The organism is Tenebrionibacter intestinalis (genome assembly GCF_016632365.1).
GTDB lineage: Bacteria > Pseudomonadota > Gammaproteobacteria > Enterobacterales > Enterobacteriaceae > Tenebrionibacter > Tenebrionibacter intestinalis.
The window spans coordinates 36728-62169 of the sequence record NZ_JAEPBH010000026.1 but is presented as its reverse complement, the minus strand read 5'-3'; the positions used below and the strand labels follow the sequence as shown (position 1 = coordinate 62169).

At 56.9% G+C, this 25442-nt stretch carries 21 protein-coding genes; 10 read left to right on the top strand and 11 right to left on the bottom strand.

Annotated features, from left to right (window positions below; translation table 11 throughout):
* Nucleotides 1-71: 71 nt before the first annotated feature.
* Nucleotides 72-1682: a peptide ABC transporter substrate-binding protein gene (locus JJB97_RS11145; RefSeq protein WP_238714091.1), complete on the bottom strand. Its 1611-nt coding sequence runs from the start codon at nt 1680-1682 to the stop codon at nt 72-74.
* A gap of 951 nt (nt 1683-2633) precedes the next feature.
* The gene (gene ycjG / locus JJB97_RS11140; RefSeq protein ID WP_238714087.1) at nt 2634-3602 is read right to left on the bottom strand and encodes an L-Ala-D/L-Glu epimerase; all 969 of its coding nucleotides are present in this window, start codon (nt 3600-3602) and stop codon (nt 2634-2636) included.
* Between the two features lie 136 nt (nt 3603-3738).
* Between ycjG and tpx the strand changes: the two genes are divergently transcribed.
* Complete coding sequence (gene tpx, locus JJB97_RS11135; RefSeq protein WP_238714086.1) at nt 3739-4245, top strand: thiol peroxidase; 507 nt, start codon at nt 3739-3741, stop codon at nt 4243-4245.
* Between the two features lie 247 nt (nt 4246-4492).
* On the opposite strand, the gene tyrR is transcribed toward tpx, so the two are convergent.
* The 7 genes from tyrR to pspA form a co-directional block, all read right to left on the bottom strand.
* Entirely contained in the window at nt 4493-6031 is a 1539-nt protein-coding gene (gene tyrR, locus JJB97_RS11130) for a transcriptional regulator TyrR (protein WP_238714085.1), read from the bottom strand.
* Between the two features lie 139 nt (nt 6032-6170).
* Nucleotides 6171-7235 carry a TIGR01620 family protein gene (locus JJB97_RS11125; RefSeq protein ID WP_238714084.1) on the bottom strand — a complete coding sequence of 355 codons (1065 nt, stop codon included), beginning with the start codon at nt 7233-7235 and terminating at the stop codon, nt 6171-6173.
* A complete protein-coding gene (locus tag JJB97_RS11120) occupies nt 7232-8629 on the bottom strand; it encodes a YcjX family GTP-binding protein (protein ID WP_238714083.1) in 1398 nt (465 codons plus the stop codon). The genes JJB97_RS11125 and JJB97_RS11120 overlap by 4 nt, the downstream gene beginning before the upstream one ends.
* Before the next feature lie 109 nt (nt 8630-8738).
* The gene (gene pspD / locus JJB97_RS11115; RefSeq protein ID WP_238714082.1) at nt 8739-8975 is read right to left on the bottom strand and encodes a phage shock protein PspD; all 237 of its coding nucleotides are present in this window, start codon (nt 8973-8975) and stop codon (nt 8739-8741) included.
* A 29-nt stretch (nt 8976-9004) separates the two neighbouring features.
* Nucleotides 9005-9358, bottom strand: a complete 354-nt coding sequence (gene pspC / locus JJB97_RS11110; protein ID WP_238714081.1) for an envelope stress response membrane protein PspC — start codon at nt 9356-9358, stop codon at nt 9005-9007.
* The gene (gene pspB, locus JJB97_RS11105; RefSeq protein ID WP_238714080.1) at nt 9358-9585 is read right to left on the bottom strand and encodes an envelope stress response membrane protein PspB; all 228 of its coding nucleotides are present in this window, start codon (nt 9583-9585) and stop codon (nt 9358-9360) included. The genes pspC and pspB overlap by 1 nt, the downstream gene beginning before the upstream one ends.
* A gap of 49 nt (nt 9586-9634) precedes the next feature.
* Nucleotides 9635-10303, bottom strand: a complete 669-nt coding sequence (gene pspA, locus JJB97_RS11100; protein WP_238714079.1) for a phage shock protein PspA — start codon at nt 10301-10303, stop codon at nt 9635-9637.
* A 170-nt stretch (nt 10304-10473) separates the two neighbouring features.
* On the opposite strand from pspA, the gene pspF reads away from it, so the two are divergent.
* Nucleotides 10474-11460: a phage shock protein operon transcriptional activator gene (pspF, locus tag JJB97_RS11095; RefSeq protein WP_238714078.1), complete on the top strand. Its 987-nt coding sequence runs from the start codon at nt 10474-10476 to the stop codon at nt 11458-11460.
* 149 nt (nt 11461-11609) lie between these two features.
* On the opposite strand, the gene JJB97_RS11090 is transcribed toward pspF, so the two are convergent.
* The gene (locus JJB97_RS11090; RefSeq protein ID WP_238714077.1) at nt 11610-13001 is read right to left on the bottom strand and encodes an MFS transporter; all 1392 of its coding nucleotides are present in this window, start codon (nt 12999-13001) and stop codon (nt 11610-11612) included.
* 55 nt (nt 13002-13056) lie between these two features.
* A complete protein-coding gene (locus tag JJB97_RS11085) occupies nt 13057-14223 on the bottom strand; it encodes a M20 aminoacylase family protein (RefSeq protein WP_238714076.1) in 1167 nt (388 codons plus the stop codon).
* A 174-nt stretch (nt 14224-14397) separates the two neighbouring features.
* On the opposite strand from JJB97_RS11085, the gene JJB97_RS11080 reads away from it, so the two are divergent.
* From JJB97_RS11080 to JJB97_RS11045, 8 genes are all read left to right on the top strand, one after another.
* A complete protein-coding gene (locus JJB97_RS11080; RefSeq protein WP_238714075.1) occupies nt 14398-16710 on the top strand; it encodes a helix-turn-helix domain-containing protein in 2313 nt (770 codons plus the stop codon).
* Nucleotides 16711-16804: 94 nt separating this feature from the next.
* Nucleotides 16805-18445 (top strand): ABC transporter substrate-binding protein SapA, encoded by a 1641-nt coding sequence (gene sapA / locus JJB97_RS11075; protein WP_263457939.1) that lies wholly within the window; start codon nt 16805-16807, stop codon nt 18443-18445.
* The gene (sapB, locus tag JJB97_RS11070) at nt 18442-19407 is read left to right on the top strand and encodes a putrescine export ABC transporter permease SapB (RefSeq protein ID WP_238714074.1); all 966 of its coding nucleotides are present in this window, start codon (nt 18442-18444) and stop codon (nt 19405-19407) included. Before sapA ends, sapB begins: the two co-directional genes overlap by 4 nt.
* Complete coding sequence (sapC, locus tag JJB97_RS11065) at nt 19394-20284, top strand: putrescine export ABC transporter permease SapC (protein WP_238714073.1); 891 nt, start codon at nt 19394-19396, stop codon at nt 20282-20284. The genes sapB and sapC overlap by 14 nt, the downstream gene beginning before the upstream one ends.
* A complete protein-coding gene (gene sapD, locus JJB97_RS11060; RefSeq protein ID WP_238714072.1) occupies nt 20284-21276 on the top strand; it encodes a putrescine export ABC transporter ATP-binding protein SapD in 993 nt (330 codons plus the stop codon). The genes sapC and sapD overlap by 1 nt, the downstream gene beginning before the upstream one ends.
* Nucleotides 21276-22082 carry a putrescine export ABC transporter ATP-binding protein SapF gene (gene sapF / locus JJB97_RS11055; protein WP_238714071.1) on the top strand — a complete coding sequence of 269 codons (807 nt, stop codon included), beginning with the start codon at nt 21276-21278 and terminating at the stop codon, nt 22080-22082. The genes sapD and sapF overlap by 1 nt, the downstream gene beginning before the upstream one ends.
* A gap of 324 nt (nt 22083-22406) precedes the next feature.
* Nucleotides 22407-23195, top strand: a complete 789-nt coding sequence (fabI, locus tag JJB97_RS11050) for an enoyl-ACP reductase FabI (protein WP_238714070.1) — start codon at nt 22407-22409, stop codon at nt 23193-23195.
* A 279-nt stretch (nt 23196-23474) separates the two neighbouring features.
* The gene (locus JJB97_RS11045; RefSeq protein ID WP_238714069.1) at nt 23475-25406 is read left to right on the top strand and encodes an exoribonuclease II; all 1932 of its coding nucleotides are present in this window, start codon (nt 23475-23477) and stop codon (nt 25404-25406) included.
* Nucleotides 25407-25442 lie beyond the last annotated feature (36 nt).

Below are 25442 nucleotides of genomic sequence, written 5' to 3'. Positions count from 1 at the left end.
CTGGCAAAAGTGTAGCAGTATTCGGCGCAGCTATTTAGCCGCCCCGGTGAGCGGCTATATTACAAAAACTATCAGTGGCTGATGATGTACATTGTACGGCTGTAGGCCACATCCTCAGGGTTATTGATTGGGTATCCTTTCAACCAGGGCTTAATCAGGCGCCCATTGGTGTACTGGTAAATCGGCGCAACCGGCACTTTTTCAGCAAGGATATTTTCCGCCTGATTGTAATCCTGATTACGCGCTGCGTTGCTCGCTTCCCTGGCTGCCTGCGCCATTACATTATCATAAGTAGGATCGCTGAAGCGGGGAATATTACCGGTATGCTCAGTGGTAAAAAGCGACAAAAATGTGGAAGGCTCATTGTAATCGCCTATCCAGGAAGCGCGAATCACATCAAAGTTACCGCTGTTGCGACTATCGATATAGGTTTTCCATTCCTGATTTTGCAACTTCACGTCCACGCCCAGATTTTTTTTCCACATGGACTGTACCGCAATGGCGATTTTCTGATGGTTTTCAGAAGTGTTGTACAACAGCGTTAGCGTCAGCGGGCGCTCAGGCCCGTAGCCTGCCGCCTGAAGCAACGTTTTAGCCTGCGCATTAAGCTCTTCCTGCTTCACCTCTTCCAGAAGCGATGGGGCCGGGGTAAAGCCAGCCGTTACGTCAGGCGTGAATCGCCACGCCGGTTTTTCCCCGGTTCCCAACACCTTTTCGGCAATAATGCGGCGGTCAATGGCCATTGACAGCGCCTGACGCACGCGCACATCGGCAGTTGGCCCCTTGCGGGTATTGAAAGCGTAGTAATAGGTTCCTAACTGCGCCGGGGTGTAAACCTGCTCCGGAATTTCCTTCAACAGCTTCCTGTAGAGGTTTTTGGGAAAAGACTCGGTGATGTCGATATCGCCTGCCAGGTAACGACTGGTGGCGGCGGACTCCTGGTTAATGGGCACAAACGTAACGCGGGTCAGCACCGTTTTGCCATTATCCCAGTACTGTCGATTGGGCGTGAGCACCAGTTTTTCATTGACCACGCGCTCACGCAGCACAAACGCGCCGTTGCCGACCAGGTTTCCAGGCCGCGTCCAGTCTTTGCCAAATTGCGCCAGGTTGCGCATATTGACCGGATATAGTGCAAAACTGGCTGTCAGGGTCGGGAAATACGAAACCGGTCTGTCAAGCTGGACGCGCAGCGTGCGGGCGTCCACGGCGACGACGCCGAGCGAAGACGGCGACATTTTACCTTCGCTGATGGCGCGAGCGTTCTGGATCCCAGCCAGCGCGGCAAACCAGGCGAATGGGGATGTGGTTTTCGGATCGACCAAACGCCGCCAACTGTCTACAAAATCCTGTGCCGTTACGGGCGTGCCGTCTGACCAGCGCGCGTTATCGCGAAGCGTAAACGTCCAGTGGCGGTCATCATTACTGCGCCAGCGCAGAGCGACGCCCGGCTGGGGATGTCCGTCCTCGCCCTGATTGACCAGCCCTTCAAACAGATCGCGAATGACCTGAATTTCCGGTAAACCTACCGCTTTAGCCGGATCGAGTGTTGCAGGCTCATCTTTAAGGTGTCGCACCAGTTCCTGGCGTTTAGCCAGCGTTACGCCCGGGGAAACGTCCGCAGCATAAGCCGCGCTGAAGGCGCAAATTGCGGGCAATATGCAAAAGAAATAGCGAAGCATTATTTTCATCAGTCACCTTTTTCAGTCCACTGGCGTTTTCTGCCGCAAAGAAAAATTCACCATTTTTAAAATCAACATATTGCGCCCCAGGCTGTCTGTAAAAACTCTGCATGCCGGAGCATAACAATGGCGCGTCACGCTTTAGATTGTTGACAAAGAGGTAAAACGAGGGCGTTGCCTCTTTGTCGCTAACGGCATAAAATCAATCCTTTGATTTTTTTGTTTTTCCCAAAAGCGCGCGTGTCGGCATTAGCCAACCGTCTCTGGCGTTTCACGCCTGTGCTGCCTTAATAAATAGCAACCTCAGCGAGAACTCCGTATAACTTCGCTTCGAACGCGGCCCGCTAACGCCAGGCAGGCAGCGCCCCAACGCTTGTACTTTCCGACGACGCCGCAGCGGCCTTCTTATTGCCGGTACCCGCGGCGATGAAAACGGCGCTGCGACAACGCTCCCCTGCCCTCTGCTGCAACACAGCCTCGCCGCTGTGTTGCGCCAGCAGTAATTCCAGTAATTCCGGTCGGTTAGCCGCCCGGCCTGCATGCTAACGCATGCGGCGTCGATCTCAACCAAAATTTTCCGGCCGCCAACTGGCGGCGCGGAGAAACGACGTATCGCCGGAACCGCGCCGCCGGCGTGCGCGATGGGACGCTCAGTACCGGCAGCGGGCCAGGTCGAACCTGAAACACGCGCCCTGCGCCAGTTGATGCATCGTCTGCGCCCCGCATGGGCAACGCCCACGGCCCACCGGGCAGCGTTGAGGAACCCCGCGCAACTGCTTATGGCCGCTCTGAAACCTTTGCGTTGGTTACGAGACGCCTGACTCATTTGGCCGTTGATGCAACGACCTGGCGCTGCCGCGCGTGGCTATCGGGCTTACGCCGGTTTATGCCGATGAGGCTGTCGGGCGCCATCCGGAGGTCATGCCGGCCTGCTGCGCTGGCAGTATGACATCATGGCAGCAGCAGGCGGCCACTGCTGAAACCAACCGCAGGTTCCACATCCACCGCCAGCCGCCACGGGCCGTCAAGACTTACAAGCTGCGCCTTCGCCGCCAGCGGCAGCGCGGCGCTCACGGCGCGAGAGGTGCAGACCATACAGCCCAGCATCATTTTAAACCCCAAAGCCTTTGCCGCATCAGCCAGCGCCAGCGCCTCAGTCAGCCCCCCGGTTTTATCCAGTTTGATGTTAATATATTCATAGCGCCCTTGCAGCGCCTTCAGGCTACTGCGGGTATGGCAGCTTTCGTCCGCGCAAACAGGCAACGGATGGATAAAGTTTTCCAGCGCGGCGTCGTCCTGAGCCGCCAGCGGCTGCTCAAGCAGCGTGACGTTAAGATCGGCGAGCAACTGACAGCGCGTCGCCAGCCCTTCGGGGCGCCAGGATTCGTTGGCATCGACAATGAGCGTAGCCTGCGGTACGGCATCGCGAATCGCCACCATACGTTCACTAATAAGCCTGTCATCAAGATTGATTTTTAGCAGGCTGACCCCGCTCTTCCACAGCGCCAGCGCTGCCGCAGCCATTTCCGTCGGTTGAGCAAGCGCGACTGTGTGGGCGGTAACCAGCGGGTCAGGAAGGTTTACACCCGCCAATTCACCTACCGTCATAGCGCAACTACGCGCCGCAAAATCCCACATCGCGCTGTCAACGGCGTTACGCGCCGCGCCCGGCGGCAGCGTTTGTTGTAACTGCTCTTTCGTCATTGAACGCTCAAGCTGAGGCAAAACAGCGGCGATTTGCGCCATAACCGATGCCGTGCTTTCACCATAGCGCAGGTAAGGCGTAGCTTCGCCTACCGCCCGAATACCTTTCTCTTCCAGTTCAACCACGACCACTTCAATTTCGCTACGACGGTTTCGCGCCGTGGCGAACGGCGTTCGCAGCGGCCACGTTTCCTGAAAGAGCCTGACGGTTCGCATTTCCACACCCAGCTTCGCTTTTTCACAGAGTATAGCCAGCCTGCGGCGCCCCGGCAGTTAAGTTTTTTATGTTCATCAAAGAAATGTTGGAATACACTAAGCCGCGTGTTAAACATATGTAAACAGGAAGATAATCATGTCCCAAACCGTTCATTTCCAGGGTAATCCGGTCACCGTTGCCGGCCATTTTCCTCAGGTGGGTACTAAAGCTCAGCCGTTCAGCCTGGTCGCAGAAGACCTCAGCGATGTATCGCTGGCGCAGTTTGCCGGCAAGCGCAAAATACTGAATATTTTTCCAAGCGTTGATACCGGCGTTTGCGCCGCATCCGTTCGCCGTTTTAACGAGCTGGCGGACAAACTGGACAATACCGTGGTGCTGTGCATCTCCGCCGACCTGCCGTTTGCGCAGTCACGCTTTTGCGGCGCAGAAGGCCTGCAAAACGTGGTTACCCTGTCCACGCTGCGCTCTGGCCGGTTTCTTCACGACTACGGTGTGGCGATTGATGATGGCGCGCTAAAGGGGCTGGCCGCCCGCGCCGTACTGGTGCTTAATGAAAATAATGAAGTCATTTACGGTGAACGGGTGAATGAAATCACTCATGAGCCGGACTACGACGCCGCGCTGGCTGCGCTGAAGGCGTAAGCACCGGGCATGTAAGCGCACCTTCTCACGGATAGCGTATCCGGCGTCGCGTCGGGCTTAAGACGATCGATAAACGCCGATACGCGCAATCCCGGCCAGAAATAGCGTAAAAAGTCAAAACATTGCTTTTCCGTCTATAGCGGCAGGAGGACAAAACTATGTGTTGTCCTCCTGCCAACAACCTGAAAGCCGGCGTCGCGCCGGGCAAAGCGAACGCCTCAGTTTAGCGGTTAACCAGCATCAGCGTTTATTCGTCTGTTTTTCGCTGACCGAGTCCATATTCGCGCAGCTTATTGGCAATAGCGGTATGGGATACGCCCAACCGCTTCGCCAGCTTACGGGTGCTTGGGTAGTTACGATAAAGCTGAACCAGCACCGAGCGTTCAAAACGGCGGGTAATTTCATCCAGCGACCCTTCCAGCACCTCTTCCCCTACCGAAAGCGCAGCGGCGTCAAAGTCCGGCAGCGGGATATCCTGCGCCCGCAGTTCGAATCCATCCAGTTGGGTAAGCGCGCTGTAAACAGCATTTTTTAGCTGACGCACATTGCCAGGCCAGCCATAACGGATGAGTATCGCCCCCAGTTCCGCTGACAGCTTCGGGCGCGCCATCCCCTGTTCATCGGCAAATCGCGCGACAAACAACTCAAGCAGCGGCATGATATCCTGTGGACGCTCGCGCAGCGGCGGCAGATGAAGCGTAAGCACATTGAGGCGATAGTAGAGGTCTTCGCGAAACAGCCCCTTGCGCACCAGTTCGACCAGGTTTTTTTGTGTTGCGCAAATGACGCGCACATCAACATGTACCTCGCTGTCTTCGCCCACGCGGCGAAACGTGCCGTCATTAAGAAAGCGCAGCAGCTTAACCTGCATACGCGGCGACATCTCACCAATTTCATCCAGCAGCACCGAACCGCCGTTAGCCTGCTCAAAAAAGCCCTTTTTACCATCCGGGGCATGGCCGAACAGTTCACTTTCCACCGCATCTTCCGGAATGGACGCGCAGTTAAGCGCCAGAAACGGCTTTTGCGAACGCGGCCCTGCCAGATGACAGGCGTGAGCCAGCAAATCCTTACCGGTACCGGTATCGCCGACAATCAGCAACGGCGCGCTGAGCGTCGCCATCTTACGCGCCTGCTCCACCACGTGGCGCATTTTAGGGCTGACGGCGACCACCTGGCTGAACGCTTCCAGATCCGCATCGCTGAGATCCTGTAACTGCCGCCCCATGCGCGCCGTAGAGCGCAGCATCACCACCGCCCCGGTCATAACGGCGTCGTCCTGAGCATCAAGATATACCGGCGTCACTTCCATTAAAAAATGTTGCCCGGCAATGACCACATGCTGAACGTGCGACGCCTGCGGCGCCTCTTCCAGCCAGCGCTGAAAATTGAAACCGGTAATCAACGTCCCCGCATTAAGATTGCGTAGGCGTTGCGCATTCTGACCAAACAGCGCGCAGCTTGCCGGGTTAGCCAGCTCGATTTTACATTTCAAATCCAGCGACAGCACAGGCTCCGGCAGCGCCTCCAGCAGCGCGCTCAAGGCACGGTGCTCCCGCTCTGAAGGCATCCAGGAAATAGTACGCACATCCGTCACGCCTGGGATGCGCCGGATTTCCGCCATCAGGCTGCTGAAGGTAGCGAAATCGAGTGTGGAAAAATTGAGATAGATTCGGCCAACAGGGTCGATTTCGATACCCCGCAAATCAATGCCGCGCAGCACCAGAAGATCGAGTAGTTCACGGGTCAGACCAAGACGGTCTTCACAGAAGACTTCAAGACGCATGGGAAACCTTGACGAACAAAGCAGTGTAAGAATTGCTGAATAATACTCTGTTTCAACGCGTCCAAGAAGCGATCTGTCAACAAAAATTGACAGCGTGGAGAAAGAAATACGCGCCGGTCGTCGCAACTGGCGCGAAAGTTCAGGCAGGACCGCTGCTCTTATTTTTTTGCAGCGTTTCTTTCATTTGCATAAGCAACTGGCGGCGGAAATCGCTGAGCTTCGGCCTGTCGTCATCCAACCACGGCAGCGGGCGGCAGATTTCCATTGCCTTAATACCCAGACGCGCAGTTAACAACCCCGCGCCGATGCCCTGCGCCGCGCGCGCCGACAGCCGTGCGGCCAAATCCTGCGACATCCAGTCCATGCCAATTTCACGCACCAGTTCGCTTGCGCCGGCGAAGGCAATGTTAAGCAGCACCAGCCGGAACAGACGCAGGCGGCTGTAGTAACCCAACTCAATGCCATAAAGCGCGGCGATACGGTTAATCAGCCGCAGATTGCGCCAGGCGATAAACGCCATATCCACCAGCGCCAGCGGACTTACGGCGATCATAAGCGTCGACTCCGCTGCCGAACGGCGAATTTCCTGCCGTGCCTGCGCATCCAGCGCAGGCTGTACGATATGCGCATACAGCGTAACGATTTCCCGATCGTTTTGGCTTTCGTGAATCGCCGCATGCCAGCGCTGAAGCGCCGGATGCCCGTGATCCAGCCCGGCCTGCGCCGCCAGCTTTTCACAAAACGCCCGCGCGCGGCCGTTGCCGTGGCTGGCGAGCAGTTCCCGCGCCTCATCGCGCGCCTCGGCGCGCTGGCGCAACCGGTACAGCCGCCGCCATTCACTCGCTACGGATCCAACGCCCGCGCCAACGATGAGCACGCCGGCAGCGCAGCCGCCAAGCGCGGCCCAGTCCTGTGTAATCCAGGCAGTATGCGCCCACTGAATGCCCTGGCCTGTAACGCTAACGCCAAAGATGCCCAGCCCAAGACCCACCATTTTTCGCCACAGGCTGCGCCTGGGGCGCAGCGCGGCATCCACGGCGGCTTCTGCGGCCCCCTCTTGCTCCTCAGGCGACGTATCCGCCGGCGTCGGCGTGAAACGCCCGGCCTCCGGCTCGCTGAAAGCATGGGCGGATTTAAACCTGGACTGCGTATCGGTTTGCAGCGGTTTGTCAAAATCAATACGCGGCTTCAGCGGCTCGCTCATCGCAGTTTATCTCCCAGTAAAAATTCCAGCGCCGCGTCCAGCCGGATATGCGCCAGCGGCTTATCCACATCCATCACCTGCGGGCGGAACTGCGCAAACTGAAAGCCCTGGCTTTCCCAGAACGCACTGCCAGGCAGACGCGCCGGAACCTCGCCCGGATAGACAGTCAGCGGCGCGCCGTCGCTCAGGCGGTGGCCACGCAGCGCCGGAATGCTCTCTCCCTGCACGTCCACAATACCACTTTGTGTCGCCTGCACTGATGCCAGACCAAGGCAATCCATACTGATGCCTTCAAACGCCGCATTTTGCCAGGCGTCCTGCACCAGTTGCTGGAGCAGCGATACCATGTTTGCGTGCTGATCGACCGTAACGTGGTCCGCCTTTGTAGCGGCAAAAAGCAGTTTGTCGATAACCGGCGAGAACATACGGCGAAACAGCGTGCGCTGACCGTAGTGAAAGCTTTGCATGAGCTGCGTCAGCGCAAGCCGCATATCGTTAAACGCCTGCGGCCCGCTGTTGAGCGGTTGCAGGCAGTCCACCAGGACAATCTGGCGATCAAAGCGTAAAAAGTGTTCGCGATAAAACCCTTTTACGATGTTATTGCAGTAGTACTCAAAACGAGCGCGCAGCATGGCAAAATAACTTCCCCTGTCGGCCTGCGCCAGCGCGGATTCGCCGTAACGCTCCACATCCGGCCAGGGGAAAAATTGCAACGCGGGCGCACCGGCCAACTCCCCCGGCAGCACAAAGCGCCCCGGCTGGATAAAATGCATGCCTTCAGCTTTACAGGTAATGAGGTAATCAGTCCAGGCGGCGGCGATGGCCGCAAGGCGGTTTTCATCGGCGGGCGCCAGCGGATCCAGCCCGACGCACAGCTCAGCCCACCTGTGAGACCACACTTTGCGCTGGCCCTGAAGCAGGCCGGTCATCTGTCGCGACCAGGTAAGATAATCCTGCGCCAGCATCGGCAGGTCGAGCAGCCACTCGCCCGGATAATCGACAATTTCCAGCCACAGCGTGGCGGTGTCTTTGAAATGGCGCAGCAGAGAGTCGTTTGAGCGGTAACGAAGCGCCAGGCGCATTTCGCTAACGCCGCGTGTCGGCGTAGGCCAGGCGGGCGGCGAACCATAAAGCTGCGCCAACCCTTCGTCGTAGGTAAAGCGCGGTATCCCTAAATCCCGCTGCGGCACGCGTTTTACGCCCAGCAGACGCTCTTCGCGCGCCGCGCTCAGCAAAGGCAGCCTGGCGCCGGCGTGTACGTTAAGAAGTTGGTTTACTATCGCCGTGATAAATGCGGTTTTACCACTGCGGCTCAGACCGGTTACGGCTAAGCGCAGATGGCGATCCATACCGCGGTTTATCAGGGACTGCAGTTCATTTTTGATTCGCTTCATAACACTCCTGTGTCATCCGCCTTGTCGGAGATGGCCGCAACGCGGCCTGCATGAAGTTTACCTGAGGCGCGCGAATTCATCATCATGCCGCCTGACGGCGGCAGAGAGATTAGCGCGGAGCATTATTCGCGAAGCGGCGGGACAGGCGGGCTGCCAGGCGAGAGAGCAGCGGTTCAAGCGCCACCGCCAGCAGCATTTTAATCGGGCGGCGCGCAACGGATTTTATCGCCCACCCGGCCACACCCGCCGGGCCATAGCGTAACGCAGTCAGCACAACCAGTTTGCCCACAATTTTGACTGTCGGTTTTGCTTTAACCGCAGCACGGCGCAACGGCGTAGTTTTCATACTCACTCTCCTCAAAATCCCGGTCAGGCTTACAGTTGGCGAAAGCGGCTGCGTAAAGTGAAGGCGTCAGACGTCACATAGCGCTCCATCGCGCGCAGCCGACGCTCGCTCTGCGCCAGTTCGAGCGTGACGTCATCAAGCAGGTTTGGGGTGGACGGCGCGTCTTCTGAAACATCGTCCGGCATCGGGTCCAGTGCGAACGTCAGGATAATGTACGCCGCGATAGTAAAGAAAAACAATCCGAATATCAGCGACAAAACTACGATCAGGCGCACCAGTTTTACCGGTACGTTCAGGTAACAGGCAAGACCCGCACATACCCCTTTAATCATACCTCGCTGTGGAATACGCCACAGCTTACGTCCGGAAAACGTTATCGCCATTAGTCATTCCTCCAGTTCGGATGTTCGGCATCAAGTATCTGCTCCAGCGTATGAATGCGTTCACGCATCCGCTGCGCCTCGTCGCTCAGTTGAGCCAGACGCTGGCGTTCGCTGTCATTAAGCTGCGCGCCCCGTTCCGCGCGGTTGCTATAATGCAGCCACAGCCAAACAGGGGCGACAAACAATGCAAAAATCGTCAGCGGGATGGCAAGAAATAGCGCGCTCATGTGTGCTCCTTACAGGTCAAACGTGCGGCGCCAGCGCGCCGCAAAAATATTACTGGTCGCCGCGCTGTACTTTAGCTTTTAACGCCGCTAACTGCTCGCTGATTTCATCATCGGCCTTCAGATCGGCAAACTGCTGATCGAGGCTGCTCTGTTTGCCAAAGCGATGGCTTTCGGCTTCCGCTTCCATTTGATCAATGCGGCGCTCAAAGGATTCAAAACGCGCCATCGCGTCATCCAGTTTACCGCTGTCAAGCTGGCGGCGTACTTCACGTGACGAAGAGGCTGCCTGGTGACGAAGCGCCAGCGCCTGCTGCCGCGCGCGGGTTTCGCTCAGCTTATTTTCAAGCTCGCCAATCTCTTTTTTCATGCGCTCCAGCGTATCATCGACATGAATCGCTTCATCTTCCAGAGCGGCTATCATATTGGTGAGCTTTTGCTTTTCGATCAATGCCGCACGGGCCAGATCGTCTTTTTCTTTACGCAGCGCCAGTTCCGCTTTTTCCTGCCATTCAGCCTGCCGGGCAACGGCCTGGTCGATACGCCGGGTGAGCTGTTTTTTCTCGGCCAGCGCGCGCGCTGATGTAGAGCGAACCTCCACCAGCGTATCTTCCATCTCCTGAATCATCAGACGTACCAGCTTTTGCGGATCCTCCGCTTTTTCCAGCAAAGCGTTGATGTTGGCGTTCACGATATCGGCAAAACGAGAAAAAATACCCATAATGTAGTCCTCAGTTATTGGTCCTGCGGGTCATTGCCCGTCACGGAAAGCTTAATACAATAAGCATGCCAACTATTTAACTCTTTGAATAATTTGATGTTATAACCGTTTACAGTTTTTGATTGCCACGCTAAAGTAGTGAAGTTCACCAACAAATAGTTAAATTCATCATGACGGAATACAAAGATAATCTGCTGGGCGAAGACAACAGCTTTCTCGAAATGCTGGAGCAGGTTTCCCGGCTTGCCCCGCTTGATAAGCCCGTGCTGGTGACAGGCGAACGCGGTACGGGTAAAGAGCTTATCGCCAGCCGTCTGCATTTTCTGTCACGCCGCTGGCAGGGGCCGTTCATTTCCCTTAACTGCGCGGCGTTAAACGAAAACCTGCTTGATTCAGAACTGTTCGGTCATGAAGCGGGGGCTTTTACCGGCGCACAAAAGCGTCATCCAGGCCGCTTTGAACGCGCCGACGGCGGAACGTTGTTTCTCGACGAACTGGCGACCGCGCAAATGATGGTTCAGGAGAAACTGCTGCGCGTGATTGAATACGGCGAGCTGGAGCGCGTGGGCGGCAGTCAGGCGCTTCAGGTTAATGTGCGGCTGGTATGCGCCACGAACGCCGATCTGCCGCAGATGGCGGAAGAAGGCACCTTTCGCGCCGACCTGCTCGACCGGCTGGCATTTGACGTAGTACGGCTCCCGCCGCTGCGCGAGCGCCGCAGCGACATTATGTTGCTGGCAGAACAGTTCGCCATCCAAATGTGCCGCGAACTTCAGTTGCCGCTGTTTACGGGATTCAGCGATGATGCGCGTGAAACGCTGCTCGGCTACGCCTGGCCGGGCAACATTCGTGAACTAAAAAATGTGGTGGAACGCTCAGTATACCGTCACGGCAATAGCGACAGCCCCGTGTCTGAAATTATCCTCGACCCGTTTCAACGCCCTCAAAAGACCATATCTGGCGCATCTGCGCTAAATACCTCACTACCAGCCCTGCCGCTGGATTTACGTCGCTGGCAGCATCAACAGGAAAAGGCGCTCGTTGAACAGGGCCTGCAACAGGCGAAATATCACCAGAAACAGGCAGCGCAACTGCTGGGCCTGACGTATCACCAGCTACGCGCGCTACTGAAGAAACATGAAATCAACCCGTCGTAAGCCCTGCGGCGCTCCGCGCTAACGCCGGATAAGGTAAATATATCGCCCGGCTGCAACAGCCGGGCATGAATGTACAGCAGGTTCAGGAAAAAGCCGCCTCGCCGGGGGCGACGCGTAGTTGTTCGCTTCAGGCGGACAGCTTCACCGTTTTAAGATCTGCTGCGCGGCACCATTAGCCAGCTCACCATAACCGCCAGCAGGCACAGGCCGGTATTAGCCAGCAGCGTAAACTGCGCGGCGCGCTCAATGCCGAACGTCATCAGTAGCGCAAACAGCGACGCCGACCCGGCAATACCAAACGCCCCGCCGAGCGAACTGCCCATTTTATAAATGCCTGATGCCACGCCCGCCTTCTCGCCGGGCGCATGGGTCACGGCGGTATCGGTAGAAGGCGTCGCATAACACCCCAACCCCAACCCAAAAAGAATATAACCAAGGAATACGGCTATGATGTAGGCGGCGTCGCTAAGGAACGTGCATGACAGCAGCATGACGCCAGCGCCGGTGATGGTCGGGCCAGCCATCATTGGCAGCCGCGCGCCATAGCGTTGCAGTAACCGTTCTCCCACGCGAATCATCGCCAACACGGTAACCAGGTAGCCAAGGGTCATTATGCCGACTTTAAACGAACTGAAGCTGCGTCCCTGCTGCATATAAATACTGGCGATCATCATGGTGCCAACGCAACCGTTGAGCAACATATTTGACAGCGTAGCGCCGCTCCAGGCCCGGTTGCGGAACAGCTCAAAATCAATCAACGCATTGCCGCCCTGTCTGACGCGCTCCAGCCGCCAGAAGCAGCACGCCGCCACAAGCGTCGCCCCCAGCATAGTGAAAGACTCTGCGCTGGCCCAGCCCCAGACTCGCCCTTTGGAAATAAACAGATTCAGCAATACCAGCGTCACCGCCAGGCTTATCAGCCCACCCCAGTCCAGCTTTGTTCGGGCAGCCATTGCGCTGCGGCTCTCCGGCGCATTGCGCAGCAGGTAAAGCGCCAGCAACGCGACGCCGCTGGAAACAATAAAAATCCAGCGCCAGCCAAGCCCGGTGGCGATGGCGCCGCCCACAAACGAGCTAAGTCCGCTGCCGCCCCATGAACCGATAACCCAGAAACTGATGGCGCGCTGACGGGCCTTACCGTCATACCACTCCTTCAGCAGCGCGAGCGTCGCGGGCATGATACAGGCGGCTGAAAACCCCTGCACCGCCCGGCCCAGCAAAAACAGAAGCGGACCCTGCGCTATTACCAGCATCAGGCAGCCGAGCACGCTCAACATCAGCCCGAGGCGAGTCAGGCGCATTCGGCCAAAACGGTCCGCCAGGCTGCCGCTGGCGACAATAAAGCAGCCGCTGAACAACGCGCTGAGGCTGACGGCCATCGTCAACGTCTCCACCGGAATCGCTACGCTGGCTTCAATAGCAGGCACTACGTTAATCATCGACTGAGCAAAAAGCCAGAATGTAAGAACGCCAAGAACAATGCCGGTTAGCAGGCGGTCATTACCGACAAAGCGTGCATTATCAAGCAAAATTGTACTCATTATATCACCCTCACTCCGGGGGATAGCCGGGCCATTTACGGCTGTGGCCAATCCATTAGCACAGATATTTTTCGGTCAGCGCACACCAGAGCGCCGCGGCAGGAACAATATTTTTATCGTTAAAATCATATCCGGGATTGTGCACCATACAGCGTTCCGGCTCATCGCCGGCGCCGACAATAAAGTAACAACCGTTCGGATTTTCCTCCAGCATAAAGGCAAAATCTTCGCTGCCCATGAACGGCGCGCATTCCCCCACACAGTCTTCTCCAAACAACCCGGCGGCAACGTCGCGCACAAGCCGGTTTGCTTCAGGGGCATTGACCAACACAGGGCTGCCGTTTACATGCGTCAGCGTCACCGTGGCGTTAAAGCTTGCCGCCTGCGCCTGCGCAATTTCGCGCACGCGCTGCAGTACTGTTTTACGCACGCCTTCATCCAGCGTACGGATACTCAATTTCATCAGCGCCTTTTCGTTAATAATATTGGGCGCCTCGCCGGCCTGTATGCTGCCGACAGTCACCACCACAGGCTGGAATGGCGTAATATTACGTGACACGATAGTTTGCAAAGCCACGGCAATCTGGCAGGCCACCAGCGTGGCATCTACGGTGCGTTCCGGCAACGCGCCGTGACCGCCAACGCCGTTTACCTCAATATGCAGCGTATCGGAGGAGGCCATCATCGGGCCGTCGCGAAAGGCAAAATGGTTGAGTTTATATCCCGGCATATTGTGCAGGCCAAAGATCGCATCGCAGGGAAATTTATCAAACAGCCCATCCTCCAGCATCACCCGCCCGCCGTACAACAGCTCTTCTGCAGGCTGAAAGATAAGGTGCAGCGTTCCGTTGAAATTGCGCGTGCGCGCAAGATATTGCGCGGCACAAAGCAAAATGGCGGTGTGGCCGTCGTGGCCGCAGCCGTGGAAACGGCCTTCGGTTTTACTGCTCCAGGCTTTGCCGCTATTTTCGCTCATCGGCAGCGCATCCATATCGGCGCGCAGCCCCAACCGCTTTCCTCCGTTACCGCACTTCAGCGTTCCAACGACGCCAGTCCCGGCTAACCCACGATGGACCTGATATCCCCATTCTTCCAGTAAGCGAGCCACCAGGCTGCCGGTAAGATGCTCTTCAAACCCGATTTCTGGCTGGCTGTGAATCTGGCGCCTCAGCGCCGTGAACGTCTCTTCCTGCTCGCGTAATGCCGTTATGATGTGTTGCATGTCATTCACCTTTGTCATTTTTGTTATACGCCTTCCGAGTGTATGGCGATTTTTCGGCTTTAAAATAGCGTTTTTTGTTTTAAAGTGACGCGGCAGCGCCGACTTTTTTTCATACAGTGCGGTTATAACAAAAATCAAGCACCCATTTTTTGACCCCGGCGCAAAGGAGTAGAAATGGTCGATCGTGAATTGACGGAGTTTTCCGTTGATCTGCATCAGGTACGATATCTGGCCGAACCGGGAGGCAATAGTCTTACGCTGATCCAACTGCTGCACGGCGAACTGTTTTTGCAAAGCGGCGATCGCTTCAACTCGCTCAGGGAGGGAGCCATTGCGTTAGTTAATCGCCATACCGACTGGATACTGGAAGGAGCAGGTGAAAATGCGGTAATGGTCATCACGCTCACGGGTCAGTGGATAGCGCGCTGGTATCCCGATTTCTTTCTTTACGATTATCAGCAAACCCCGCAAAGCGACCAGGAGCGCTGGAACAGCGCCTTACGTAACGCGCTACATCAGGTTTTGTTGGCAACGGTAATCAAAGACGAACCTCGCTATCGTCTTGAGCTTAACCGCTGGTTGAGCGAGCTTATGCTGATTCTGATTGCCGGCTTCCAGCAACCAACGCAGGCGCACAGTAGCCGTCATCAGCACTGGAGCCGCCGTATTACTCAGGTGGTGCAGCGTATTGAGGCCAACGTCGGGCGCCGTATCAGCCTGGGGGAAATTGCCCGTGCTGAGTTTGTTTCGCAAGCCTGGCTGTCAAAGCTGTTTCGCAGAGAGGTGGGCGTGAGTTTTATGCAATTTATAACCGCCCTGCGGCTGCAAAATGCCGTAAAAGCGCTGCGCTCCACCAGTAAACCCGTGCATCAGATTGCCCTGGAACAGGGTTTTGCCAACAACCGGCAGATGATCGATTTATTTAAGCGACATTACGGCAAAACGCCGCGCCAGTTTCGCCGCGCTCCCCATAACGCTCCCCCCGCCTCGGTACGCGATGAGAGCACGCCAAAGCACAGCGTCCATGCCGTGCCTTCACACCTGCTTTTTACCCTGCTGCGCCGCACGCAAAACAGCGTCAGCCCGCCCGCGCCGCTGCGTTTTGAAACCAGCGAAGAGATCCGCATCGCTGTGCAGGAAGCAAAAGCGCGCCCGCAGCGTGGCCGCAATATCATCATCACCCTGCGTGAGATTGAGGATATATTGCAGCATGACGTACAGACCCAGTTGCGCGAACTGCGCCGCACGCTGTCGCTCAACGGCCTGGATATCGTTGAGCCGATACTCAACAGCCCGTTGCTTGCCAACCACTGGCAGCCGCCGCTTGTGATAAACCCTAACTGGACACGTTTTCAGCGGATTATTAGCCTCGTCGAGGAACTGGGTTTGACGCTCACCCTGCGGCTGGACGCCGCCAGTTCGCCCGAACGATTACGCGCCTTTTTACACCAGTGCGTGAACCATTTTTCAACACCCCTGCTTATGCGCTGGCGCTTTTTGTGGATATGGTCACCCGCCAGGACGCCTTCACAAAATGAACAAAGCTGGCAGGCGCTGGCGCAGGCTGTCCGCACGTATCTGCCCGACGCGCCTGTCGGCATTGGCTATGATTTTGGGGCCGATATCTCTCTTATTCCCTACGATCCGCTCTGGCGTCAACCGCTGCTGCATGACGCCGATTTTATCGCCTGCGCCGCAGACGCAAACGCGTCTTTAACGCCCGGGAACGAAGGTGATGACACGCCGTTACAGCACGCAATCGATTATCCAGCCCGCAAGCTGCGGGCCATTACCCGCGAGTTACACCGTCACGGATTAACGCGCCCAATACGCCTGCTTACCTGGAATACCCTGACCGGACAAACACGCAATACCAATGGCGGTTTTTTTCGCGGCGCTCTGGTGATGCACAGCCTGCTTACGCTTCCGGATAGCGTGACTTGCGTGGGTTTCTGGCTTAACTCCACTTTGCAGCGCGAAGCGCTGGAGGGGGAACGTGTTGACACAACAAGCCTGGCAATTTGGTTTGGCGATACACTACCGCGTCCGGTGTACTGGGTGCTGCGCCTGTGGCGTCGGCTTACCGGCGAGCGCCTCGCCCTGGGTCCGGGCTATCTTCTGACACGGAGCAACGGCGGCTGGCGGCTGCTGCTGAGCAATACGGTCGCCTTTAATCCGGATCTTTGCGGCCAGGATGCGTTTATACAGCGCTTTCGACGCCGAATTTGCCTGACAATCACAGGCGTGCCGCCTGGCCGTTGGCGCCTTCGCAGGCTACGGTTTGATCAGCAAAACGGCGCGCTCTTTCCCTTGCTGGAACGTATGCAATCAGCCAGCGGCCCCGATGCCGAAGCGCTCGAGTGGGTTCGCCACCGGGCGCGCCCGCAGATGCGGATGTGGGACGAGATCTTTGCTAATGACTGGGTGGTGGAAGAGACGCTGGAAAGCAACGCGCTGGTGCTTTACGAACTCACGCCGCTGCGCTGAACGAGCAACAAAGCGCCAGGCAACGCGCCGGGATTTGGGGAGCGCCCTAATGTGCGATACACTTTGTTTATTGCAGATGAAAACTCAAAAACTTATGCGCGGATTTATTCCTTTGCTTTTATTGACGTTGACGACGCTTAGCGGCGCTACCCGTGCCGCCGCGCCGGAAAAACCTGAAACGGATATTCGTCAAAGCGGTTTTGTCTACTGCGTTAGCGGCCAGGTCAATAGTTTTAACCCGCAGCAGTCCAGCGGCGGCCTTACCGTCGATACGCTGGCAGCGCAGCTTTACGATCGTCTGCTTGAGGTCGATCCTTACACTTACCGGCTGGTGCCGGAGCTGGCGGAGCGTTGGGAAGTGCTGGATAACGGCGCAACTTATCGTTTTCACCTGCGTCGCGGCGTACAGTTTCAGACCACCCCGTGGTTCACCCCGCGTCGCGCCTTTAACGCCGACGACGTGGTATTCAGCTTTGAGCGCATTATCAATGAGAATCATCCCTGGCATTACATTAACGGCGGCCGCTACCCCTATTTCGACAGTTTGCAGTTTGGCAGCAACGTAAAGAGCGTGCGCAAGCTGGACCGCGACACCGTGGAGTTTCGCCTTCGCAAACCGGATGCGTCGTTCCTGTGGCATCTCGCCACCCATTACGCATCAGTGATGTCGGCAGAGTATGCCGATAAGCTGGCGGCGCAAGACAAGCAGGAACAGCTCGACCGCCAGCCTGTGGGTACAGGGCCGTTCCAGTTAAGCGATTATCGCGCCAGCCAATATATCCGGCTGGCGCGTCACCCCAGGTACTGGCGCGGCGTGCCGCGAATGCCGCAGGTCGTCATTGACCTTGGCACCGGCGGCACCGGGCGCCTTTCGCGACTGCTGACCGGAGAATGCGACGTGCTGGCCTGGCCTGCGGCCAGCCAGCTTACCATTTTGCGCGACGATCCGCGTCTGCGCCTGTCGCTGCGCCCTGGCATGAATATCGCCTATCTGGCGTTTAACACCAACAAACCACCGCTAAATAACCCGGCCGTACGCCATGCGCTGGCGCTGGCTATTAATAATCAACGCCTGATGCAGTCCATTTACTACGGCACGGCGGAGACCGCCGCTTCCATATTGCCGCGCGCCTCCTGGGCCTATGACAACGGCGCCCGGGTCACGGAATACAATCCACAAAAAGCGCGGGAACGTCTTAAGGCGCTGGGCGTGGAGAACCTTCAGCTTCAGTTGTGGGTGCCGACCCGTTCACAGGCGTGGAACCCCAGCCCACTGAAAATGGCTGAGCTGTTGCAGGCGGATATGGCGCAAATCGGCGTCAGGATCACTATTGTTCCCGTTGAAGGACGTTTTCAGGAGGCGCGTCTGATGGATGTGAATCACGATTTGACGCTTACCGGCTGGGCCGCAGACAGTAACGATCCCGACAGCTTCTTTCGCCCGCTGCTAAGCTGCGCGGCGATTCGTTCTCAGACTAACTATACCCACTGGTGTAACCCGGATTTTGATAACGTGCTGCAACTGGCGCTGCGCTCTCAGCAACTGGCGACGCGCATTGAAGAATACGACCGCGCCCAACGCATCCTGGCCGCAGAGCTGCCTGTGCTGCCGCTGGCTTCTTCGCTGCGCCTGCTGGCTTATCGTTACGATATTCGGGGGCTGGTGATTAGCCCCTTTGGCAGCGCCTCATTTGCTGGCGTATACCGTGATGACGCCCGGGAAACGACGCCATGATCATTTTTACATTACGACGCCTGCTGCTTTTGCTGGTAACGCTGTTTTTTCTCAGTCTCGTCGGCTTTAGCCTTAGCTATTTTACGCCGCATGCGCCACTGCAAGGCGCATCGCCGTGGAATGCCTGGCTTTTCTGGTTCTCCGGCCTGTTGCACTGGGATTTTGGCGTTTCAAGTATTAACGGCCAGTTAATTAACCTGCAACTGCGTAACGTCTTTCCGGCCACGCTGGAACTGTGTTTTTACGCCTTTACGCTGGCGCTGCTGGTCGGTATTCCTGCCGGAATGCTGGCGGGCGTGATGCGCAATAAATGGCAGGACAGGCTAGTTACAGCGCTGGCGCTGGTTGGGTTTTCTATCCCGGTTTTTTGGCTGGCGCTGCTGTTGACGCTGTTCTTTTCCCTGACGCTTGACTGGCTGCCGGTATCCGGGCGCTTCGACCTGCTTTATGAGGTGAAATCCGTCACCGGGTTCGCACTTATTGACGCCTGGCGCACCGACTCGCCCTGGCGACGTGAAATGATCGTCAGTGCGTTGCGTCATATGGTATTGCCAGTCTTAACGCTGGCAGTAGTACCGACTACCGAAGTGATCCGCCTGATGCGCAACAGTACCATTGAAGTCTTCGATCAGAATTATATTAAAGCCGCGGCCACCCGCGGATTATCGCGTTTTACTATCCTGCATCGGCACGTGTTGCACAACGCCCTGCCGCCGATTATTCCACGTCTGGGCCTGCAGTTTTCCACCATGCTGACGCTGGAGATGATCACTGAAGTGGTGTTTAGCTGGCCGGGCGTGGGACGCTGGCTGGTTCACGCCATTCGTCAACAGGATTATGCGGCCATTTCCGCAGGCGTGATGACGCTTGGCACACTGGTGCTGGTGGTCAATGTGGTTTCAGATATTCTGGGCGCTATGGCTAACCCGCTAAAAAATAAGGAGTGGTATGCCTTACGATAGCGTTTATCGCGAAAGGCGCGCCCCCGGCGCGCTGCGAAATGTCTGGGGCAAATTTTACGCCGATCCCGGCGCGATGACGGGCTTTTATGGCTGCGGCGCGCTCCTGGCGCTATGCCTGTTCGGCGGTCTACTGGCGCCTTACGGCATTGACCAGCAGTTCCTCGGCTATCAGCTTCTGCCGCCGTCGTGGTCGCACTACGGTGAGGTCTCTTTTTTCCTCGGCACCGACGATTTAGGCCGTGATGTGCTTACGCGCCTGCTTAGCGGGGCGCTGCCGACGGTCGGCGGCGCGTTCGTGGTCACGCTGGGCGCTACCGCAGTCGGCCTGCTGCTTGGCATTTTTGCCGGCGCCACGCACGGCCTGCGCTCGGCAATACTTAACCACGTGCTCGACACGCTGCTCTCCATCCCATCGCTACTGCTGGCCATCATTGTCGTCGCGTTTTTCGGCCCGCAGCTCAGCCACGCTATGTTTGCCGTCTGGCTGGCGCTAATGCCGCGCATCGTACGTTCGGTTTATTTTATGGTGCATGACGAACTGGAAAAAGAGTACGTTATCGCCGCGCGCCTTGATGGCGCATCAACCATAAACATTCTGTGGTACGCCGTGATGCCCAACGCCGCCCCGTTGCTGGTCACCGAAGTCACGCGCACCATGTCTATGGCTATCCTTGATATCGCCGCGCTCGGTTTTCTTGACCTTGGCGCCCAGCTTCCCTCCCCGGAATGGGGCGCGATGCTTGGCGATGCGCTGGAACTGGTATACGCGGCGCCCTGGACGGTAATGTTGCCGGGCGCGGCAATTATGACCAGCATACTGCTGGTCAACCTGTTCGGTGACGGGCTGCGCCGCGCCATTATGGCGGGGGTGGAATAATGCCGCTGCTTGATATTCGTAATCTGACTATTGAGTTTCGCACCAGCGACGGCTGGGTCAAAGCGGTAGACCGCGTTAATTTGACGCTCAATGAAGGTGAAATTCGCGGGCTGGTGGGGGAATCCGGCTCCGGGAAAAGCATCATCGCTAAAGCTATCTGCGGCGTGACCCGCGACAACTGGCGCGTGAGCGCCGACCGCATGCGCTTTGATGATATTGACCTGCTGCGCCTGAGCGTGCGCGAACGGCGCAAACTGATGGGGCATAATGTGTCGATGATTTTCCAGGAACCGCAGTCGTGCCTCGACCCGTCTGAACATATTGGTCGCCAACTAATGCAAAATATCCCCGGCTGGACGTACAAAGGCCGCTGGTGGCAGCGCTTAGGCTGGCGTCGTCGGCGCGCCATCGAACTGCTGCACAGGGTGGGCATTAAAGATCATAAAGACGCCATGCGCAGCTACCCTTACGAACTGACCGACGGCGAATGCCAGAAAGTGATGATTGCCATCGCGCTTGCCAACCAACCACGGCTGCTGATTGCCGACGAACCGACAAACGCAATGGAACCGACCACGCAGGCGCAAATTTTCCGTCTGCTAAGCCGTCTGAATCAAAATAATAACACCACTATTTTGCTAATAAGCCACGATCTGCAGATGTTAAGCCACTGGGCTGACCGCATTAACGTGATGTACTGCGGCCAGACGGTGGAAACGGCGCCGAGTGAAGAGCTTATCGCCATGCCGCATCACCCCTATACCCAGGCCCTGATTCGCGCAATTCCGGATTTCGGCAGCCCCATGCCGCACAAAAACCGCCTGAATACGCTACCGGGGGCAATCCCGCTGCTCGAACACCTGCCGGTCGGCTGCCGCCTGGGGCCTCGCTGCCCCTATGCACAGCGAAAATGTATCGAAACCCCACGGCTAACGGGCGCGCGAAACCATCTCTATGCCTGCCATTTCCCGCTGAATATGGAGAAGGAGTGATGGTCGAAACGCTGCTTGAAGTACGCAATCTGAGCAAAACTTTCCGCTATCGTACCGGCTGGTTCCACCGCCAGACGTTAGAGGCGGTAAAACCGCTAAGCTTTACCCTGCGCGAGCGCCAGACGCTGGCGATTATTGGCGAAAACGGTTCCGGAAAATCCACACTGGCGAAAATGCTGGCTGGCGTAATCGCCCCCACTACTGGCGAACTGGCGATTGATGATCATCCGCTAACCTACGGCGATTACGCGTTTCGTAGCAAACGAATCCGCATGATATTTCAGGATCCGTCCACATCGCTTAACCCCCGCCAGCGCGTGTCGCAAATTCTTGATTTCCCGCTGCGCCTGAATACCGAACTTGAAGCGCAGGCGCGTCGTCAGCACATCGTAGAAACGCTACGTATGGTCGGCCTGTTGCCGGATCACGCCGATTATTATCCCTATATGCTGGCCCCGGGACAAAAGCAGCGCCTGGGCCTCGCCCGCGCGTTAATTCTGCGCCCGAAAGTGATCATCGCCGATGAAGCGCTGGCCTCGCTGGATATGTCAATGCGTTCGCAGCTTATTAATTTGATGCTGGAATTACAGGAAAAACAGGGGTTGTCCTACATTTACGTGACGCAGCACCTGGGCATGATGAAGCACATCAGCGACCAGGTGCTGGTGATGCATCAGGGCGAAGTGGTGGAGCGCGGCAGCACCGCTGACGTGCTGGCCTCGCCGTTGCACGAGCTGACGAAGCGGCTGATAGCCGGGCATTTCGGCGAAGCCCTGACGGCGGACGCGTGGCGTAAAGACCGCTAAAGCGCGCGCCGCTGTACGAAAATAGTAACGAATGAACGCGCCTGGATAATGTTTTGCGCGCGATGGTTTCCTTCTTCCGCTTATATGCTCCGCTGGCGGACCTGTCGAATTGACGCGCCCGGCCAGGAAAATGGACGGCACCAGATATTAGCGTTGGCGGGCCCGTTTAGTTGCGTTATCTCTGCGCCGACCACAGCCTTAATGCGGGTGAAAATTATCGACACAGGACCAGGGCTGTGGGATATAATCCCCCGTTATCCGTACTAATTTCACCAACGCCGACTGAAAGGCGTGATTGAGCCACAACGATAAGGATCAAATGCTATGGGTTTTCTTACCGGCAAGCGCATTCTGGTAACAGGCGTCGCCAGTAACCGTTCTATTGCATACGGTATCGCACAGGCGATGTGCCGTGAAGGCGCTGAACTGGCTTTTACCTACCAGAACGAAAAGCTGAAAGGCCGCGTGGAAGAATTCGCTGCCGAGATGGGGTCCAGCCTGGTGCTGGAGTGCGACGTCGCTCAGGACGAGAGCATCAACGCGCTGTTTGTTGAGCTGGCGAAAAGTTGGCCAAAATTTGACGGCTTCGTGCACTCCATCGGCTTTGCGCCAGGCGACCAGTTAGACGGCGACTATGTCAACGCCGTTACCCGCGAAGGCTTCAAAATCGCGCACGACATCAGCTCTTACAGCTTTGTGGCAATGGCGAAAGCCTGCCGCAGTCAGCTAAACCCGGGGTCCGCCCTGCTGACGCTCTCCTACCTGGGCGCCGAGCGCGCAATTCCGAACTACAACGTCATGGGTCTGGCAAAAGCCTCGCTGGAAGCGAACGTTCGCTATATGGCTAACGCTATGGGACCGGAAGGCGTGCGCGTTAACGCTATCTCCGCAGGTCCGATCCGTACCCTGGCGGCATCCGGCATTAAAGATTTCCGTAAAATGCTGGCGCATTGCGAAGCGGTTACCCCTATTCGCCGCACCGTCACTATTGAAGATGTAGGCAACTCTGCGGCCTTCCTGTGCTCTGACCTTTCCGCCGGTATCTCTGGCGAAGTGGTTCACGTAGACGGCGGCTTCAGCATCGCCGCTATGAACGAACTGGAACTGAAATAAGCGCCCGCCGGGCGGCTGACGTCGCCCGGCTTCTTATGCTTTTTCCGCTATGCGTTATCGCCTTTCTTTCACCTCAATCTGCCCGGTCGTTACCCACACTGCGCTGGCGCCGCTTTACACGCTTAGCCATGGGGTTTGGCCGAATGGCGTGGCCGTTGCGGCTGGCTGGACAGCCCCTACAGGGCTGGGCTGCGCCGATTAAGACGAAACAGCGCTTGCTGCAACAGGCGTATTCGCGTAAAAATGTCTGCCGCTCTTAGGCCACGAAAACTCAATGCTATGTTTCAGGATAACCCGCTGCTTGCTCAGCTAAAACAGCAACTCCACGCTCAAACGCCACGCGTCGAAGGGGTGGTAAAAGGCACAGAAAAAGGATTTGGCTTTCTTGAAGTGGATGCCAACAAAAGCTACTTCATACCGCCCCCGCAGATGAAAAAAGTTATGCACGGCGACCGCGTAACCGCTGTGATTCACACCGACAAAGATCGTGAAACCGCCGAACCGGAAGCGCTGCTCGAACCGTTTCTCACTCGCTTTGTGGGCCGCGTGCAAAAAAAAGAGGATCGCTACGCTATCATTGCGGATCATCCTTTATTAAGAGATGCCATCCCCTGTCGCCCCGAACGCGGCCTGAAGCATGAATTCCAGGAAGGCGACTGGGCCGTGGCGGAAATGCGCCGCCACCCGCTGAAAGGCGATCGCGGTTTTTACGCTGAACTGACCCACTTTATTACCTTTGGCGATGACCATTTCGCGCCGTGGTGGGTCACCCTGGCGCGTCACAATCTCGAACGCGAAGCGCCAGACGGCGTGGCAACGCAGATGCTTGACGAGGGGCTGACGCGTGAAGATTTAACGGCGCTGAATTTCGTCACTATCGACAGCGCCAGCACGCAGGATATGGACGATGCGCTATACGTGGAGCAGGACGCCGAGGGCAAACTGCGCCTGACGGTCGCTATCGCCGATCCAACCGCGTGGATCGCCGCAGACAGTAAACTGGACAAAGCCGCCCGGATACGCGCTTTCACCAACTACCTGCCGGGCTTTAATATCCCGATGCTGCCGCGCGAGCTGTCCGACGATTTGTGTTCGCTGCGTCCAAATGAAGTGCGCCCGGCGCTCGCCTGCCGTATGACGCTGCTCGATAATGGCGCTATCGACGACATTCGCTTCTTTACCGCCACGATAGAATCCAAAGCGAAGCTGGTCTATGACGATGTCTCTGACTGGCTTGAAGGCCAGGGAAGCTGGCAGCCGGAAAGCGACGCTATCGCACAGCAGTTAACGCTATTGCAGCGCGTATGCGAATGCCGCAGCGGCTGGCGACACGAACATGCGCTGGTATTTAAAGATCGCCCGGATTACCGCTTTGTACTTGGCGAGCAAGGCGAAGTGCTGGACATTGTCGCCGAACCGCGCCGCATCGCTAACCGTATCGTCGAAGAGGCCATGATTGCCGCTAACGTCTGCGCCGCTATTGTGCTGCGCGAGCGCCTGGGTTTTGGCATCTATAACGTTCATACCGGTTTTGACCCGGCTAATACTGAACAACTTGCCGCAATGCTGAAAACCTACGGGGTGCATATTGACGCCGAAGAGGTGCTGACGCTTGAAGGTTTCTGCAAACTGCGCCGCGAACTCGACGCGCAGCCGACCGGTTTTTTAGACAGCCGCATCCGCCGCTATCAATCTTTCGCAGAGATCAGCACGCAGCCCGGCCCGCACTTTGGTCTTGGTCTGGAGGCTTATGCAACCTGGACATCGCCTATCCGCAAATTTGGCGATATGGTTAACCACCGTCTGCTGAAAGCGATTATTAAAGGCGAATCCGCACCGCGTCCGCAGGAAGATCTGACAGTGCAGATGAGCGAGCGCCGCCGCCTGAATCGCATGGCGGAGCGCGACGTGGGGGACTGGCTGTACGCCCGTTTTTTACAAAAACATGCCGGTACCGATACCCGCTTCCCGGCGGAAATTATCGATATCAGCCGTGGCGGTATGCGCATTCGTCTGGTTGATAACGGCGCCATTGCCTTTATCCCTGCGCCGTTCCTGCACGCGGTACGTGATGAGCTGGTATGCAGTCAGGAAAATGGTACGGTGCAAATCAAAGGTGAAACCGCTTATAAAGTCACCGATGTAATAGATGTAACTATCGCTGAAGTGCGCATGGAAACCCGTAGCATCATCTGTCGGCCGACGGCCTGATTACCGGGTTCAAAAAAGCAGCCGCAAAGCGGCTGC